We start from the raw sequence: 16,648 nt of genomic DNA on the forward strand, positions 1-16,648 counted from the left end.
CAGGGCACCATCGCGAGCAAGCTCGCTCCCACAAGGGATTCAGGTCGGACACAAAATCTGTATCCACCGCAAATCCCCTGTGGGAGCGAGCTTGCTCGCGATGGCGATGTTCCAGGCGCAGCTAAAACATCATTCGATCAGAATTTGTCCAACGTCCGCGGATTACGCTCGCGCTCCACTTCCTTGGGCTTGTAGGCGCAGTACCCCGGGCGCGGCCCGACCCGCGGATGGTTGCGGCAGGTATCCGGGCGCTTCTCATAAATGGTGCACAACCGGCTCTTGCGATCCAGATACAGGCAATCGTTGTTGCTCATGCGCTGGAGCGTGAAGATTTCGGACTTCTGGTTATAGCGCTCGACGATCCCTTCCTTTTGCAGGCGCTTGGCGATGTTTTTCGGCGGGTCGCCCAGTTCGAATTCGTCGACGATACCGATCCGGATCAGGTCCTTGATCTTGACCTCCACCGGCAGTGTGCAGCAGCTCGACACGCAGGAACCGCACATTGGCGCGGAGTACTTGGCCCAGGTATCGATTCGGTCGATCTCCGCGGCGGCGATCAGGTTGGGCTTCATCATCAAGGTTTACCAGCATGCATCAGGGCGCGCGATCATACCGGGACTGGTGAAATTTTGAACGACCATCTGCCGGTTTTTTTTCGAGCCCGGTAAAACTCTCCCAGGACCGGCACGGCCCCTGCATTCATTCACCCATACGGCAATTCCCTGGCGGCGATTCTCCGTCGCCATGGAAAAACCAACGAACCTGCGCCTGTAGTGCCTGTCAGACCGTCTAGGCTCAGACAATTTCATGCTCGTTCGAGGTCTCATCAATGACTCAAGAACCACTTGTTCGCGAAGCCGAAGTGGCTGCATTTCGCGATGCCGTGTTGACCAAACTCACTTACGCCGTCGGCAAGGACCCGGATCATGCGTTTGATCACGACTGGTTCGAAGCCATTGCCCTGGCCGCCCGCGACCATATGGTCGAGCACTGGATGGACCACACGCGGCAGATTTACCGCAAGGGCCAGAAGCGCGTTTATTACCTCTCCCTGGAATTTCTCATCGGCCGCTTGCTCTATGACAGCCTGAGCAACCTCGGCCTGCTGGACACTGCGCGCGAAGCCTTGACCGAACTGGGCGTGGATCTGGAGCGCATTCGCCTGCTCGAACCCGATGCGGCGTTGGGCAACGGCGGCCTCGGCCGGTTGGCGGCATGTTTCATGGAAAGCATGTCCACCTTGGGCATTGCCGGCCATGGCTACGGCATTCGTTACGAGCACGGCCTGTTTCGCCAGGCGATTGTCGATGGCTGGCAGCAGGAGCAAACCGAACACTGGCTGGATTTCGGCAACCCTTGGGAGTTCGAGCGGCCGGAAGTGGTTTACCCGATCGGCTTCGGCGGCAGCGTCGAGACCGTGACCGACGCCTCCGGCAATACCAAGCAAGTCTGGTCTCCGGGTGAAACCGTGCGAGCCATCGCCTATGACACGCCCGTGGTGGGTTGGCGCGGTGCCAGCGTCAACACCCTGCGTCTGTGGCGCGCCCGCGCCATGGAAGAGCTGCACCTGGAACGCTTCAACGCCGGCGACCATTTGGGCGCCGTGGCGGAAGTGGCCCGGGCCGAGAGTATCTCCCGCGTGCTGTACCCGGCCGACAGCACCGAGGCGGGCCAGGAATTGCGCTTGCGCCAAGAGTATTTCTTCGTCGCCGCCTCGCTGCAGGATTTGTTGCGCCGTCATCGCAACATGCACACCTCGGTATTGACCTTGGGCGATCACGCGGCGATCCAGCTCAACGACACTCACCCGTCGATCGCCGTGGCCGAATTGATGCGCCAATTGGTGGACGTCTACGACGTGGCCTGGGACGCCGCCTGGCAGATCACCCAGGACACGCTCTCCTACACCAACCACACGCTGCTACCCGAAGCCCTGGAAACCTGGCCAGTGGGGCTGATGGAGCGCATGTTGCCCCGACACATGCAGATCATTTACCTGATCAACGCCCAGCACATCGATGCTCTGCGGTCCAAGGGGGTGCACGATTTCGACGTGCTGCGCGCGGTGTCGCTGATCGAAGAAGACAATGGCCGCCGGGTGCGCATGGGCAACCTCGCCTTTCTCGGTTCCCACAGCGTCAACGGTGTGTCCGGGTTGCACACGCAACTGATGCGCAGCACGGTGTTCTCCGAACTGCACAAGCTCTACCCTGAGCGGATCAACAACAAAACCAACGGCATCACGTTCCGCCGCTGGCTGTTTCAGGCCAACGCTGAACTGACTTCGATGATGGTCGATGCGCTGGGCCCGAGTGTGCTCGACAACCCCGAGGAGCGCCTGATCGAGCTGGAGCCGTTCGCGGATCAACCGGCGTTCCGCAAACAGTTCGCCGAACAGCGCCTGCACAGCAAAAAGGCCTTGGCGCATCTGATTCACGAGCGTTTGGGGGTTGCCGTGAACCCGGCGGCGATGTTCGACGTGCAAGTCAAACGGATCCATGAATACAAGCGCCAGTTGCTCAACCTGATGCACACGGTGGCGCTGTACCAGGCGATCCGCGCCGAACCGGAAGTGGACTGGGTGCCACGGGTGAAAATTTTCGCTGGCAAGGCCGCCGCCAGTTATCACCAGGCCAAGTTGATCATCAAGCTGACCAACGATATCGCCCGTGTGGTGAACAACGACCCGACCGTGCGTGGCCTGCTCAAAGTGGTGTTCCTGCCCAACTACAACGTCAGCCTGGCCGAGAGCATCATCCCGGCGGCGGACCTTTCCGAGCAGATATCCACGGCCGGTTTTGAAGCGTCAGGCACCAGTAACATGAAGTTCGGTCTTAACGGTGCGCTGACTATCGGCACCATGGACGGCGCCAACGTGGAGATGCATGAGCGCGTGGGCGGTGAGCACATGTTCATCTTCGGCCTGACGGCCGAGCAGGTGGAGGCCCGCAAGCAGAACGGCGAGTTCAGTGCCGCGCCGGACATTGCCGCGTCCCATCGCCTCAACGATGTGTTGCAGGCTATTCGCGGCGGGGTGTTTTCGCCGGACGATCCGATGCGCTACACCGGGCTTGTCGATTCGCTGGTGGATTACGATCGCTTTCTGGTCTGCGCCGACTTCGACTCTTACTGGGATGCCCAGGCCAGGGTCGAAGAACGTTGGCACGACGCCCAGCACTGGTGGCGTTCGGCGGTGCTCAACACCGCGCGCATGGGCTGGTTTTCCTCCGACCGGACCATTCGGGAATACGCCACCGACATCTGGAAAGCCCTGGAGTAGCAGTTGCAGGAAATGTGAGCGAAGCCCAACGGTGGTTGGGCTTGGTCGATATACTAAGCGCCAGTTTCGCCGGGCTGTGTGGCCGGTTTAGTGCTTGAGGCGCCAGCAATCCATTGTGGGAGCGAGCCTGCTCGCGATAACGGTGTGTCAGCCAACCTGTTTGGTAACTGACGGACCGCTATCGCGAGCAGGCTCGCTCCCACAAGGTTTGTGTGGTTCCACTAGACTGAACCAGGCACCGCTTCACCCCGGTTACGCCCGCAAAGGGCCGCTTAGGGATATCGACCATGCAATGGATTTTGATGCTGTTGGGCCTGGCATTTGGCTGGGTGGTGGATGAGTCGTTCGCCGATGCGCTGATAGGCGCGTTGCTGGGCCTTGGCATCGCTCAGTTGATTGGTCTGCGTCGCCTCGGCGCCCACGCCGCCGAACAGCAGAACCAGTTGCAAACGGCCCAGCGCACCTTGAGCGCACTGGAGCAGCGGCTGATCGCGCTTGAGCGCAGCACGGTCGCAGCCTCCGAACCGCCGCCATCGCCCGAGATCGTCGTGGCCCAGGCACCGGAATCCGAAATCCCACCTGAGCCGGAGCTGGTCTGGGAACTGCCGCCTGACCTTGAAGCCCTTCCGGCGATGACCACACAAGCCAGTCAGCCGTTGCCCGACGACGTATGGAGGTCTGCGCCGGCCGCCCCCAAACCGGTCCAGCCGGAACCGGCTGCCCCTCGTGGTCCGAATCTGTTCGAGCGTGCCGTCGCGGGGGCGCGTAACTGGCTGTTTGGCGGTAATACCGTATTGCGGGTCGGGGTGGTGCTGTTGTTCCTCGGCCTGGCGTTTCTGCTGCGCTATGCCACTGAAGGCATGGTCGTGCCCATCGAGTTGCGTTATGCCGGCGTCGCGGCCAGTGCGGTGGGCCTGCTAGGCCTGGGCTGGTGGTTGCGCCAGCGCAACAGCAACTACGCGCTGATGTTGCAGGGCACCGGGATCGCCGTGCTGTACCTGACCGTGTTCGCCGCCATGCGCCTGCATCCACTGCTCGACTCGAAAGCGGCCCTGGGCTTGCTGGTAGCGGTCACGGTGTTCTCGGCGATTCTGGCGGTCACCCAAAATGCCCTCGGCCTGGCTGCGGTGGCAGCGTTGGGCGGCTTTGCCGCGCCGATCCTGACGTCCACCGGCAGCGGCAACCATGTCGCGCTGTTCAGCTACTTCATCCTGCTCAATGCCGGCATTCTGGCGATTGCCTGGTTCAAGGCCTGGCGCCTGCTCAACCTGATTGGTTTTGTCGGCACCTTCGGCATCGGTTTCGCCTGGGGCTTGCGCTCTTATGGGCCGGAACTGCTCTGGAGCACCGAGCCGTTCCTGATTGTTTTCTTCCTGATGTACCTGGCGATCGGCTTGTTGTTTACCCGACGCAAGCTGCTGGAAATGGGCGACGGGCCCGAGGACGAAGGCCGCGATGCACTATTGCGCTGGTCGGCCCGCAAGGGCGACTACGTGGACGGCACCCTGCTGTTCGGCCCGCCCCTGGTGGGGTTCGGTCTGCAGTTCGCGCTGGTGCAGCATCTGGAGTTCGCCGCAGCGTTCAGCGCCCTGGGCCTGGGCATCATCTACATGGGACTGGCGCGGGTATTGATGGGGGGGCGCGCCGTCCTGTTGGCCGAAACCTGCCTGGCCTTGGGGGTGATTTTTGCCAGCCTGGCGATTCCCCTGGGCCTCGATGCTCGGTGGACCGCGGCGGCATGGGCCGTGGAAGGGGCGGGGATTTTCTGGCTGGGCCTGCGTCAGCAGCGGCCTTTGGCTCGGGCTTTTGCCTTGCTGCTGCAACTGGGCTCGGCGCTGGCTTTTGTCAGCGAGTTGCGTCAGGGCGACAGCAGCCTGATCGATGGCGCCCCGCTGGGGGCGTTGATGCTGGGTGGCGCCTTGCTGTTCAGTTTCTACCAGTTGCGCAAGACCGCGCCTGAGCACGCCACACGCTGGGAGCGCCAAGGCCTGCCGGTGCTGGCAGTGCTGGGCTTGAGTTTTCTCTATCTGCTGGCGCCGTTGTTCTTCTTCACTCACGGCACTGCCATCGCCTGGGCCTTGGCCGGTCTGGCGACGCTGTTGGCGGGCCTGCGCCTGCAATCGCGCAGCTTCCTGTTTACCGCGTTCGCGGTGCAGTTGCTGGGCGGTGCGCTGTTCCTGTTGCGTTTGCAGGGGGCCGAAGGGGATTCGACCGCGGTGTTCAGCGCTGGCTGGAGCGGTTTGCTCAGCGCCTCCCTGATCGGCCTGGCGCTGATTGGCGGCATGCTGCTGGCGGCACGCGATGACATGGTGCGCAACGATGTCCGATTGCTGCGCGGGCTGTCGGTGGTGCTGCTGGCTGGGTTGGTGCTGATCAACCTTGCCGTGCTCTTCGTCCTGCCCTGGCAAACGGCGAGCGGTGTATGGGCGGCCAGCGGCCTGCTGATCATCTGGCTGAGCCTGTACCTGAAGCAGCGCGTGAGTTTCGTGTTTGGCCTGTTGTTGCAGTTGATCGGCGGCGCGGCGTTTCTTGCCGCCGGGTCGGCGCTGCTCGGGCCGCTGAGTGCCGAGGATCTGCGGCCCCTGGCCCACAGCGGGTTCTGGACGCCGCTGGTGCTGGGACTGGCGGCACTGGTGGGCGCATGGCGATTGCAGCGCGGCCATCCGTCGGCGGTGTTCCAGGCCTTGAGCTTGCAGCGGTTGTCCGAGTTGCTGCTGGTCTGGGGCGCAGGCTGGTGGGCACTGGCGTGGGGCAGCGAAGTGCTGCGCTTTGCACCGCAGCACCTGCAAGGTCATTTGATGCTGATCGTCGCGGCAATCAGTGTGGCGCTGTGGGCATTGCTGGCGCTGCGTTTGAAATGGCCGGCGATGGGGTTGCTATGCACCTTGCTGATACCTGTGGCCGGCTGTGTGCTGGTGGCGACCGGGCATAGCCGTTATCACCCGGCGGCGGATTTCGGCTGGCTGGCCTGGTTGGCCGTGTTCGCCGTGCATTTGCTTTCCCTGAAACGTCTGGCGCCGCTGCTGCCGGCTCGGGCGCGCAGCACCGCCCATGTGCTCGGTTGCTGGCTGCTGATCGGTGTGCTGGCGCTGGAGGTGCGCTACGGCCTGCTGCTGTTGTCCGAGCAGTACAACGCCTGGCGCTGGCTGGGTTGGGCGATTCTGCCGAGCCTGTACCTGGTGCTGATGGCCGCGCCGCGGGCCTGGCCGTGGCCGGTCTCGGCCCATCCACGCGAATATCGTGTGTACGCGGCGGCACCCCTGGCCCTGTTGATGCTGGGCTGGTTCTGGCTGGCCAACACCTTCAGCGACGGCAGCGCCGAGCCGTTGCCCTATGTGCCGCTGCTCAATCCGTTGGAGCTGGGCTTGCTGTTCGCCTTGTTTGGCGTCTACGTATGTGCTCGCAGCGCGCTAGCGCAACTGGCAATCCGATGGAGTCATGCCGGACACGTCGCCCAGTTGATCGCCGGCGTGTCGCTGTTCGCGTTCTTCACCGCCGTGGTGATGCGCAGTGCCCACCATTGGATCGGCGTGCCGTTCGAGCTGGATGCGTTGCTCGAATCCATGTTTGTGCAGGCCGGGCTGTCCATCGTCTGGACCCTGATTGCCCTGGGCCTGATGATCGGTGGGCATCTGCGCCATCGTCGTGAGGTGTGGCTGATCGGTGCGGCGTTGATCGCCGTGGTGGTGGCCAAGCTGTTCTTTGTCGAATTGAGTAACCGTGGCGGTCTGGCGCGGATCGTGTCGTTTATCGGCGTGGGCGTATTGCTGTTGGTGGTGGGCTACTTCGCGCCGCTGCCGCCAAAACGCCCGGAAGGGGGCTCGCGGACCGAGCCGCCAACACCTGTCAGTGAGGGAGTGTCGTCTTGAGTCGCAAGTTGAGTCGCATCGGGTTGGGCGTGGTGGGGTTGTGGGTGGCCTTGTCGGTGACGGCCCAGGAACAGCCGGCGGACTTTGCCCATCAGGTGCCATTGGCCTTGAGCGGCGAGGGGCCCTGGTATCGCCTGGCGTTGCCCCTGGAGATTCAGTTGCAAGCGCGCCAGACCGATCTGAGCGACCTGCGGGTGTTCAACGCCGCCGGGCAGGCCCAGGCCTACGCATTGGTTCGCGAGACGGCCCGGAGCCGGGAACACAGCACCACCGACGTGAAGTGGTTCCCGTTGTACAACGCCGCCGATGACAACGAGCGCGCGCCCAGCGTACGGGTGCAATCGAGCGCCAACGGCACGCTGGTGCAGGTGCAACCGTCCAGCCGGCTCGAGGCGGGGGAGGAGGAACTGCGCGGCTGGCTGCTGGATGCCAGTGCGATCAAGGCGCCCTTGCAGCAGCTGATCCTCGACTGGACCAGCGAGCGCGACGGCTTCCAGCGCTTCACCATCGAAGCCAGTGACGACCTGCAACACTGGCAGGCGTGGGGCGAAGGCCAGGTGGCGCGGCTGACCTTTGCTGATGAGCGGGTGGAGCAGCATGAGGTCAGCTTGCCAGGACAGTCGGCGCGTTATCTGCGGTTGTTGTGGGAATCGCCGTCATCGGCGCCGGTGTTGACCTCGGCCCAGTTGCAGAGCGGCAGTCGCGAAAGCCTGCCGTTGCCGTTGGTCTGGTCGCAGCCTTTGGCCGGCAGCACCATGAAGGCTGGGCAATACACCTGGCAGTTGCCCATGGGGTTGAATGTCGAACAGGTGCAGGTCGAACTGAGCCAGGCCAACAGCCTGGCACCAGTGACCCTGGCCGGACGGCGTGAAAGCAGCCAGCCGTGGCAATCGCTGGGCAGCGGCTTGCTGTATCGCCTGACCCAGAACGGTCAAGATGTGTTGCAGAACCAACTGCAGCTGTCGGGGCAGACCGTGCAGCAATTGAAGCTGACGGTGGACGAGCGAGGCGGCGGCCTCGGTGCCCAAGCGCCAGCCTTGCGTTTTGCCGTGCGCCCGACCCAGGTGGTGTTCCTGGCGCGGGGCGAGGGGCCCTACAGCCTGGCGCTGGGCAATGCGACGGTGAAAGCGGCCAGCCTGCCACTGGCCACGCTGGTGCCCGATTACAAGCCGTCACGCCTGGCGACGTTGGGTACGGCGACGCTGAGCGGTGCGGCCACCTCGACACCGGTTACCGCCGCCACGCCTGCGACCATCGAGACCAACTGGAAGAAGATCGGCTTGTGGGCGGTGTTGCTGATCAGCGTACTGGTCCTTGCGGCGATGGCATTGAGCTTGCTGCGTAAGCCGCCGGTCAAAAACTGAGGTGCTGCGCACCCATCGCGAGCAGGCTCGCTCCCACACTGGATTTATGTCGTATACAAAAACTGTGTCCGCAGAAGATCAAATGTGGGAGCGAGCCTGCTCGCGATAGCGTCCTCTCGACAACAGAAATACCCAAGCGAGGCGCGACCCCGTGAACTCAATCCTCCATTCCCCGTCTCATAGGAGGAATTAAGTCCCGACTCGCGCTAAACTGCGCAGGTTTTTCCGCCCCCTATTCTTCGGAGCCGTCCATGTCCCGCGTTACCTTGAGTCGCTATTTGATTGAGCAGACCCGCAGCAACAACACCCCTGCCGATCTGCGCTTTTTGATCGAAGTGGTGGCGCGTGCATGCAAGGAGATCAGCCACGCCGTATCCAAAGGCGCCCTGGGTGGTGTCCTGGGCAGCATGGGCACCGAAAACGTGCAGGGCGAAGTGCAGAAGAAGCTCGACGTGCTCTCTAACGAAATCCTGCTCGAAGCCAACGAATGGGGCGGCCACCTGGCCGGCATGGCGTCCGAGGAAATGGACAACGCCTACCAGATCCCAGGCAAATACCCCAAGGGTGCCTACCTGCTGGTGTTCGACCCACTGGACGGTTCGTCGAACATCGATATCAACGCGCCAGTGGGCACCATCTTCTCGGTACTGCGTTGCCCGAACGAATACCTGAGCCAGAACGAAGCCTTGAATGAAAAGGCGTTCCTGCAGCCAGGCACCGAACAAGTCGCCGCCGGTTATGCCATCTATGGCCCGCAGACCATGCTGGTGCTGACCCTGGGCGACGGCGTCAAAGGCTTCACGCTGGACCGTGAGATGGGCAGTTTCGTACTGACCCACGAAGACATCACCATTCCTGAAACCACCCAGGAATTCGCCATCAACATGTCCAATCAGCGTCACTGGGAAGCCCCGGTACAACGCTACGTGGGCGAATTGCTGGCCGGTGAAGAAGGTCCGCTGAAAAAGAACTACAACATGCGCTGGGTCGCCGCGATGGTCGCGGACGTACACCGCATCCTGACCCGTGGCGGTCTGTTCATGTACCCGCGCGACAGCCGCGAGCCGTCCAAGCCGGGCAAACTGCGTCTGATGTACGAAGCCAACCCGATGTCGTTCCTGGTGGAACAGGCTGGCGGTGCGTCCACTGACGGTCACCAGCGTATTCTCGACATCCAGCCCGAAGGCCTGCACCAGCGTGTGGCGGTGTTCCTTGGCTCGAAGGAAGAGGTCGCCCGCGCCACGGCCTACCACAAGGAATAAATCATGGCCCAGCCCTGGCAGCCGTTGCTCGATTGGTGGTTTGGCTCAGCCAAATCGCCGGACGAAATAGCCGCTGACAAGGGCAAGCTGTGGTTCGGCAAACGGCATGATCGCCAAGCGCAAGAGCGCTTCGGCGATCAGGTCGAGCAGGCACTGGCCGGCGGATTGACCGACTGGGCGCAACGCCCCGAAGGCTGGCTGGCTCTGGTGCTGCTGCTTGATCAGCTCCCGCGGATGATCTTTCGCGACTCTCCCAAGGCTTTTTCCGGTGACCTGCGTGCCCAAGCGCTGGTGGCCCAGGGCATGGCGGCGGGTTTCGACCGGCAACTCGAACCTATCCAGCGGGTGTTCATCTACTTGGTGCTCGAACATTGCGAAAACCTGGCGGTGCAGAATGAAGCGGTGTCCCGTTTCATCGAACTGACCCGCGAGCAGCCCGAGGCGGATCGGGCGGTGTTCGAAGACAACCTGGATTACGCCGAGCGGCATCAGAAGATCATTGCGCAGTTTGGACGTTTCCCCCATCGCAATGCGGTGTTGGGGCGTGAGTCCACGGCTGAGGAAGTCGAGTTTTTGAACAGGCCTGGGTCCAGGTTCTGATTTTGCTGTGAGGCTGATGCCGCCATCGCGAGCAAGCTCGCTCCCACAGGGATCTTTGTGGCAAAGAGATCTACTGTGGGAGCGAGCTTGCTCGCGATGGGGCCCGCCCGGGCACTAGATTCGGAAACTACCCACCAACTGCTTCAACCGCGTCGCTTGCTGTTCAAGGTCGGCACAGGCCCGCAATGTCGCTTGCAGGTTTTCCACGCCTTCCTGGTTCAGCGTGTTGATTTCGGTGATGTCGACGTTGATCGATTCCACCACGGCGGTCTGCTCTTCTGTGGCGGTGGCCACGGACTGGTTCATGCCGTCGATTTCACCGATGCGCTGGGTCACGCTGCCCAGGCGTTCGCCGGCCTGGTTGGCGATGCCGACGCTGCTTTCGCTCTGGCGCTGGCTGTCGGTCATGGTCAGGACCGCTTCCCGGGCGCCGACTTGCAGCTCCTCGATCATCTTCTGCACCTGCTGCGCCGAATCCTGGGTGCGATGAGCCAGGTTGCGCACTTCATCGGCCACCACCGCGAAGCCGCGACCGGCTTCACCGGCCCGGGCGGCTTCGATGGCTGCGTTCAGGGCGAGCAGGTTGGTCTGCTGGGAAATGCTGGTAATCACCTCCAGGATCTGGCCGATGTTCACCGTATTGCTGTTCAGGGTTTCGATGTTGCCGCACGAATCGCTGATCTTGGCGGACAACTGCTGCATGGCGGTGATGGTTTTATCCACCACGTGTTGACCGTCTTCGGCCAGGCTGCGGGCATCGCTGGAATGTTGCGAGGCGAGGGCGGCGTTCTGGGCGATTTCCTGGGCGGCGGCACCGAGCTGGTTGATCGCCGCGGCCACGCTGCTGGTGCGTGAAGCCTGCTGATCGGAATTGACCATCGACGAGTTGGACGCGCTGACCACACGCAGCGCGACTTCGTTGACCAGACCGGTGGCCGAGGCCACTTCGCGGATCGACGTGTGAATACGCTCCACGAAACGGTTGAACGACGTGCCCAGAGCGCCGAATTCGTCCTGACCATGGATGGTCAGGCGGCGGGTCAGGTCGCCTTCGCCTTCGGCGATGTCATGCATGGCGCGGCCCATGGTCAGCAGCGGTTGCATCAGCACGCGGATCAGCATGCCCAGCAGGGCGATGATGAATATCACGGCAATCACCATGGCGATCAGCGCCGAAGTACGGAACTCGCTGAGCATCGCCAGGGCAGTGTTCTTGTCGAGCACCAGCGCCACGTACCAGTCGGCCCCCGGTACGCCGTTGACCCGCGTGAAGGAGAGGTATTGAGTCTTGCCGTCGAGCTCGACTTCTTTCATGCCTGGGCTGACGTGCAGTGCACCGTCAGGGTAGGCCTCGGCCAGGGTCTTGAGCACGCGCTTGCTGTCGGGGTGGATGAGGATCTTGCCGTCGGCGCTGACGATGAACGCATGGCCATGGCCGCCGAAATTCAGCGAGTTGATGATGGCGCTGACGCTGGACAGGTCGATGTCCGCACCGGCCACGCCGATCATCTGGTTCTGGTGCTGTACCGGGGTGGCGACGGTGATCACCAGTTTGCCCGACGAGGCGGCGATGTAGGGTTCGGTGACGATGGTTTGTTGGGCGCTGTTGGCGGCCTTGTACCAGCCACGGGCGCGGGGATCGTAGTCGGCCGCACGATTGCCGGCCGGTACCGAGAACATCACGCCGTCGGTGCCACCGAAATAGCTGAGCTGGAAGTTGCCGGTGTAGGCCGGTAGGCCCACGGCGCGCTTGAGACTATCGGCACTGCTGCCGTCCACGGCAATCTGCTGGGCCAACGATTGCAGCAATTGGGTGCGGCCTTCGACCCAGGTTTGAATGTTGCGGCTGGTCAGGCTGCCGAGCTCCTGCATGGAGGTCTCGGTGCTGGCTTGCAAGCCCTGGCGCTGACGGTAGTCGTTGAACAGGATGAAGCAGGCGAATGCAACGGCTACCACGAGCGCAGCAGCCAGCAGGATTTTGTGGCTGAATTTCATGTTTCTGGTCATTAAGAACGCTACCGCAGAGGAGCTGGTCAGGAAGGGGCGTCAATTTGCCATAACACCTGGCATCGCGCTGCTCTTTTTATCGGCTCCACAGCGCTTTGAATCAGGCGCACGCAGGCTAAACCCGACGAAATACACGACGGCGTCACAAACGGGTTGATTCATCCATGAAACACCTGCCCAAAGCCCAACAAATACTGGGTTTGTCGGGGAACCAGATAGGGGTTTTCTCTTCTAAGGTTCTGGTTGGCACCCTGCCACCCCCTTCCGTTCCAGGAGTTACACCATGTCGCTGCGATCTATCGCCCTGTTGTCCTTGTGCGTCTTGTTGACGGCATGCAGCAAGGTCAACCAGGAAAACTATTCGAAACTGTCTGCCGGCATGCCCAAGGCCGAAGTCGAAGCGTTGTTGGGGAAACCGACCGATTGTTCGGGCGCGCTCGGCATGTCCAGTTGCACCTGGGGCGACCAGAAGAGCTTTATCAGCGTGCAGTACGCCGGTGACAAAGTGTTGATGTTTTCCGGCCAAGGCCTGAAGTAAACCGGGGCCACCGGCCCGCGGGAGAAAAATAATGATGCGGTTATTGTTAGTGCTTTTTGCCGGCCTGGTATTGGCTGGCTGTGCCACTTCTGGCGAAGACCCGTTGGCGCCAAAGACTGTCAACAGCGTCGACCTCAAGCGTTACCAAGGGACCTGGTACGAGTTGGCCCGTCTACCGATGTACTTCCAGCGCAACTGCGCGCAATCGGAAGCCCACTACACCCTCAAGCCTGACGGCAATGTGGATGTGTTCAACCGCTGCCTGACCTCGGACTGGCAGTGGGAAGAAGCCAGGGGCACTGCAACGCCTCAAGTGCCGGGCAAGACCGACAAGCTCTGGGTCGAGTTTGATAACTGGTTTTCGCGGATCGTGCCGGGTGTAGCGAAGGGGCAATACTGGGTCCTGTATGTCAGCGATGATTACAAGACCGCCATCGTCGGTGACCCGAGTCGTCGCTACATGTGGTTGCTGTCCCGAACCCCGACGGTCAATGGCGTTGTGCGCGAAGAACTGCTGAGCAAGGCGCGCCAGCAGGGTTACGACACAACACGGTTGATCTGGCGTGCCTCGGATCGGCAGATGGCCAAGACTTCGGATTGATAGTCACCGATCAAATGTGGGAGCGAGCCTGCTCGCGATGAGGTCGTCACATTCAACACAGATGTTGACTGATAGACCGCCATCGCGAGCAGGCTCGCTCCCACAGTTTTGTGGTCAACCCAACAGTTCGCGCAAGACTTGAGTAAACGCCCGCGCACTGTCCTCCTCCCCGGCATGATGCCCGTCACGCACGACCCATTGCCCGCCAACCATCACATCCCGCACCTGACGATCTGCGCCGGCAAACAGCCAGCGATTGAGAATCCCATCGCCGTTGGCGGTGGCCAGGTACGGATCGTTGCCATCGAGCACCAGCCAGTCGGCGCGCTTGCCCACTTCGAGGGCGCCGACCGGTTGTCCCAACGCCTGGGCACCCCCTTGCAGCGCGGCATCGAACAAAGTGCGCCCGACCATCGGTTGATCGGCCCGATACAAGCGGTTGCGCCGTTGATCTCGCAGACGCTGGCCGTATTCCAGCCAACGCAGCTCTTCCACCACGCTCAACGACACATGGCTGTCGGAACCGATCCCAAGACGTCCGCCCTGGGCGAGGAAATCCACCGCCGGGAAAATCCCGTCACCCAGGTTGGCTTCGGTGGTCAGGCACAGGCCGGCAATCGCCTGGCTCCTGGCCATGAGGCTGACTTCGTGAGCATTGGCGTGGGTGGCGTGGACCAGGCACCAGCGCTGATCCACCTCGGTGTTTTCGTACAGCCATTGGAGCGGTCGGGCGCCACTCCAGCTCAGGCAGTCGTCGACTTCCTTTTGCTGCTCGGCAATGTGGATGTGCACCGGGCAATGGCGGTCGCTGGCGGCCAGCACTTCCTGGATTTGCCCGGGGGTCACGGCGCGCAGCGAGTGGAAACACAAACCCAGCGCCTGGGCTGGTTGCCCGGCCAGGATCGGCTGCAAGCGTGACTGAAGTTTCAAGTAGTTTTCGGTGCCGTTGATGAATCGACGTTGCCCGTCATTGGGGGCCTGGCCACCGAAACCGGAATGGCTGTAGAGCACCGGCAGCAGGGTCAGGCCGATGCCGGCGGCGCTGGCGGCCTGGCTGATGCGCAGGGCCAGTTCCGCCGGGTCGGCGTAAGGCGTGCCGTCGGTGTCGTGGTGTACATAATGGAATTCGGCGACCGAGGTGTAACCGGCCTTGAGCATTTCGATGTACAGCTGTCGGGCGATGATGCCGAGCTGATCGGGGCTGATTTTTCCGACGAGGCGGTACATCAGGTCGCGCCAGGTCCAGAAACTGTCGTTGGGGTTGCCCGCCACTTCCGCCAGCCCGGCCATGGCCCGCTGGAAGGCGTGGGAGTGCAGGTTCGGCATGCCAGGCAACAGTGGCCCGCCCAGCCGTTCGGCGCCGTTTGCCTGGGAATCGGCCTGGATATGAGTCAAGACGCCGCTGGCGTCGACTTCAAAACGTACATCATGGGCCCATCCACTAGGCAGCAGCGCGCGTTCGGCAAAGAAGGCGGACATGGTTCAACCTCATCGTGCGTAATTTGTATATACATATACAGACGTTTGCCTGCCCGGTAAACTCCGGCAAGCTAGCACCCTTCTTTTGCAGAACAAGGAACCGCCGTGCCGACTCCGCCTGCCAAACCGCCGCTGGCCGCAAACATGGGCGACAGTCCGGCGCCCTTGTACGCCCGCGTCAAACAGATGATCACCCAGCAGATCGACAGTGGAAACTGGCCGCCGCATTACCGCGTGCCGTCGGAAAGCGAACTGGTCAGCCAACTGGGTTTCAGCCGCATGACCATCAACCGTGCCCTGCGTGAGATGACCGCCGACGGCCTGTTGGTGCGCATGCAGGGCGTCGGCACCTTCGTGGCCGAGCCCAAGAGCCAGTCGGCGTTGTTCGAAGTGCATAACATTGCCGACGAGATCGCCTCCCGAGGCCATCGCCATACGTGCAAGGTCATCACACTGGAGGAAGAGGCCGCCGGTTCCGAGCGCGCCCTGGCCCTGGACATGCGCGAAGGCCAGAAGGTATTCCATTCGCTGATCGTTCATTTCGAAAACGACATCCCCGTGCAAATCGAGGACCGTTTCGTCAATGCCCTGGTGGCCCCGGACTACCTCAAGCAGGACTTCACCCTGCAAACGCCCTACGCCTACCTCAACCAGGTTGCGCCGCTGACCGAAGGCGAGCACGTGGTTGAAGCGATTCTCGCTGAGGCGAGCGAGTGCAAGCTGCTGCAGATCGAACGGGGCGAGCCATGTCTGTTGATTCGCCGCCGCACCTGGTCGGGGCGTCAGCCGGTAACCGCCGCGCGCCTGATTCACCCCGGTTCCCGTCATCGTCTGGAAGGACGCTTTCATAAATGATCAAGCAGATGAAAGTTCTGCGCGCCGCCGATTATCCACGCATGCCGTGGAAAAACGGCGGCGGCAGCACCGAAGAAATCACCCGTGATGCGGGTACCGGCCTGGACGGTTTCGGCTGGCGCCTGTCGATTGCCGATATTGCTGAGTCGGGCGGTTTTTCGACCTTTGCCGGCTACGAGCGAATCATCAGCGTCTTGCAGGGTGACGGCATGACGCTCACGATTGATGGTCAGGCTACGCGGTCTTTGCACCCACTGGACCCGTTTGCATTCAGTGGCGAAAGTCATGTGACGTGCACCTTGCTGGGCGGAGCGATTCGCGACTTCAACCTGATCTACGCGCCAAAGCGTTACCGCGCACGGTTACAGTGGATGGCCGGCGAACAACGGTTTTTCAGTGAGGCGGGGACCGTCCTGGTGTTCAGTGCGGACACCGAACTCGGCATCAGGACAGGCGAGTCCATTGCCGATCTGGGCCTTTATGACTGTTGGCAACTGAGCGGTAACACCGGCTTGCTGGAAATATCCACCCGCGGTCAATGCTGCGTGATCGAGCTGACGGCCCACTGACCTCAGGCGTGTAGGCCATTGTGGCGAGGGAGCTTGCGCAGCAGACCCAAAAAACAGGGCCGCTTCGCACCCCAGCGGGAGCAAGCTCCCTCGCCACAATAAGCCTGTTCGATGTTCCTTCCATGCGCACCAACTTGTTACCGAATGCCCCAGCGTGGCGCAACGCCACGCTTTATTGGCCCTTCCTTCCAGTACCAAAAATCCCCTTCAGAAATTTCATTTTC

At 61.9% G+C, this 16,648-nt stretch carries 12 protein-coding genes; 9 read left to right on the plus strand and 3 right to left on the minus strand.

Features of this window, described 5'->3' with window-relative positions:
* Positions 1-137: 137 nt before the first annotated feature.
* A complete protein-coding gene (locus QOM08_RS01715; RefSeq protein WP_047226919.1) occupies positions 138-575 on the minus strand; it encodes a YkgJ family cysteine cluster protein in 438 nt (145 codons plus the stop codon).
* A gap of 254 nt (positions 576-829) precedes the next feature.
* Between QOM08_RS01715 and QOM08_RS01720 the strand changes: the two genes are divergently transcribed.
* The 5 genes from QOM08_RS01720 (at position 830) to QOM08_RS01740 (ending at position 10,375) form a co-directional block, all read left to right on the plus strand.
* The gene (locus QOM08_RS01720; protein ID WP_076383354.1) at positions 830-3,280 is read left to right on the plus strand and encodes a glycogen/starch/alpha-glucan phosphorylase; all 2,451 of its coding nucleotides are present in this window, start codon (positions 830-832) and stop codon (positions 3,278-3,280) included.
* Between the two features lie 287 nt (positions 3,281-3,567).
* Positions 3,568-7,149, plus strand: coding sequence for a DUF2339 domain-containing protein (locus tag QOM08_RS01725; protein WP_316912485.1), 3,582 nt, complete (start codon positions 3,568-3,570; stop codon positions 7,147-7,149).
* On the plus strand, positions 7,146-8,513 hold the full coding sequence (locus QOM08_RS01730) for a DUF3999 domain-containing protein (protein WP_316912486.1): 1,368 nt from the start codon (positions 7,146-7,148) through the stop codon (positions 8,511-8,513). Before QOM08_RS01725 ends, QOM08_RS01730 begins: the two co-directional genes overlap by 4 nt.
* Before the next feature lie 251 nt (positions 8,514-8,764).
* Positions 8,765-9,775: a class 1 fructose-bisphosphatase gene (locus QOM08_RS01735; protein ID WP_047226923.1), complete on the plus strand. Its 1,011-nt coding sequence runs from the start codon at positions 8,765-8,767 to the stop codon at positions 9,773-9,775.
* A 3-nt stretch (positions 9,776-9,778) separates the two neighbouring features.
* A complete protein-coding gene (locus QOM08_RS01740) occupies positions 9,779-10,375 on the plus strand; it encodes a DUF924 family protein (protein ID WP_188251785.1) in 597 nt (198 codons plus the stop codon).
* 114 nt (positions 10,376-10,489) lie between these two features.
* Here QOM08_RS01740 and QOM08_RS01745 read toward each other — a convergent pair whose 3' ends face one another.
* On the minus strand, positions 10,490-12,382 hold the full coding sequence (locus QOM08_RS01745) for a methyl-accepting chemotaxis protein (protein ID WP_316912487.1): 1,893 nt from the start codon (positions 12,380-12,382) through the stop codon (positions 10,490-10,492).
* A gap of 283 nt (positions 12,383-12,665) precedes the next feature.
* Between QOM08_RS01745 and QOM08_RS01750 the strand changes: the two genes are divergently transcribed.
* Together QOM08_RS01750 and QOM08_RS01755 are read left to right on the plus strand one after the other, a co-directional pair.
* On the plus strand, positions 12,666-12,920 hold the full coding sequence (locus QOM08_RS01750; protein ID WP_047226926.1) for a lipoprotein: 255 nt from the start codon (positions 12,666-12,668) through the stop codon (positions 12,918-12,920).
* A 31-nt stretch (positions 12,921-12,951) separates the two neighbouring features.
* Entirely contained in the window at positions 12,952-13,521 is a 570-nt protein-coding gene (locus QOM08_RS01755) for a lipocalin family protein (RefSeq protein WP_047226927.1), read from the plus strand.
* 114 nt (positions 13,522-13,635) lie between these two features.
* Here the strand turns inward: QOM08_RS01755 and QOM08_RS01760 are convergent, their stop codons facing one another.
* Positions 13,636-15,000, minus strand: a complete 1,365-nt coding sequence (locus QOM08_RS01760; protein ID WP_316912488.1) for a formimidoylglutamate deiminase — start codon at positions 14,998-15,000, stop codon at positions 13,636-13,638.
* Positions 15,001-15,144: 144 nt separating this feature from the next.
* Between QOM08_RS01760 and hutC the strand changes: the two genes are divergently transcribed.
* Positions 15,145-15,855 carry a histidine utilization repressor gene (gene hutC, locus QOM08_RS01765; protein WP_171061303.1) on the plus strand — a complete coding sequence of 237 codons (711 nt, stop codon included), beginning with the start codon at positions 15,145-15,147 and terminating at the stop codon, positions 15,853-15,855.
* Positions 15,855-16,424 carry a HutD family protein gene (locus QOM08_RS01770; protein ID WP_139048869.1) on the plus strand — a complete coding sequence of 190 codons (570 nt, stop codon included), beginning with the start codon at positions 15,855-15,857 and terminating at the stop codon, positions 16,422-16,424. Before hutC ends, QOM08_RS01770 begins: the two co-directional genes overlap by 1 nt.
* The last annotated feature ends 224 nt before the right edge of the window (positions 16,425-16,648 follow it).

Origin of the sequence: Pseudomonas sp. P105, assembly GCF_032614175.1 — a bacterium.
GTDB classification, from domain to species: Bacteria; Pseudomonadota; Gammaproteobacteria; order Pseudomonadales; family Pseudomonadaceae; genus Aquipseudomonas; species Aquipseudomonas rhizophila.

Bases quoted from the DNA above. Each gene is read 5' to 3' on its own strand.
- QOM08_RS01735 (WP_047226923.1), top strand. From the start codon at position 8,765: ATGTCCCGCGTTACCTTGAGTCGCTATTTGATTGAGCAGACCCGCAGC.
- QOM08_RS01725 (WP_316912485.1), top strand. From the start codon at position 3,568: ATGCAATGGATTTTGATGCTGTTGGGCCTGGCATTTGGCTGGGTGGTG.
- QOM08_RS01715 (WP_047226919.1), bottom strand. From the start codon at position 575: ATGATGAAGCCCAACCTGATCGCCGCCGCGGAGATCGACCGAATCGAT.
- QOM08_RS01750 (WP_047226926.1), top strand. From the start codon at position 12,666: ATGTCGCTGCGATCTATCGCCCTGTTGTCCTTGTGCGTCTTGTTGACG.
- QOM08_RS01755 (WP_047226927.1), top strand. From the start codon at position 12,952: ATGATGCGGTTATTGTTAGTGCTTTTTGCCGGCCTGGTATTGGCTGGC.
- QOM08_RS01720 (WP_076383354.1), top strand. From the start codon at position 830: ATGACTCAAGAACCACTTGTTCGCGAAGCCGAAGTGGCTGCATTTCGC.
- QOM08_RS01745 (WP_316912487.1), bottom strand. From the start codon at position 12,382: ATGACCAGAAACATGAAATTCAGCCACAAAATCCTGCTGGCTGCTGCG.
- QOM08_RS01740 (WP_188251785.1), top strand. From the start codon at position 9,779: ATGGCCCAGCCCTGGCAGCCGTTGCTCGATTGGTGGTTTGGCTCAGCC.
- QOM08_RS01760 (WP_316912488.1), bottom strand. From the start codon at position 15,000: ATGTCCGCCTTCTTTGCCGAACGCGCGCTGCTGCCTAGTGGATGGGCC.
- hutC (WP_171061303.1), top strand. From the start codon at position 15,145: ATGGGCGACAGTCCGGCGCCCTTGTACGCCCGCGTCAAACAGATGATC.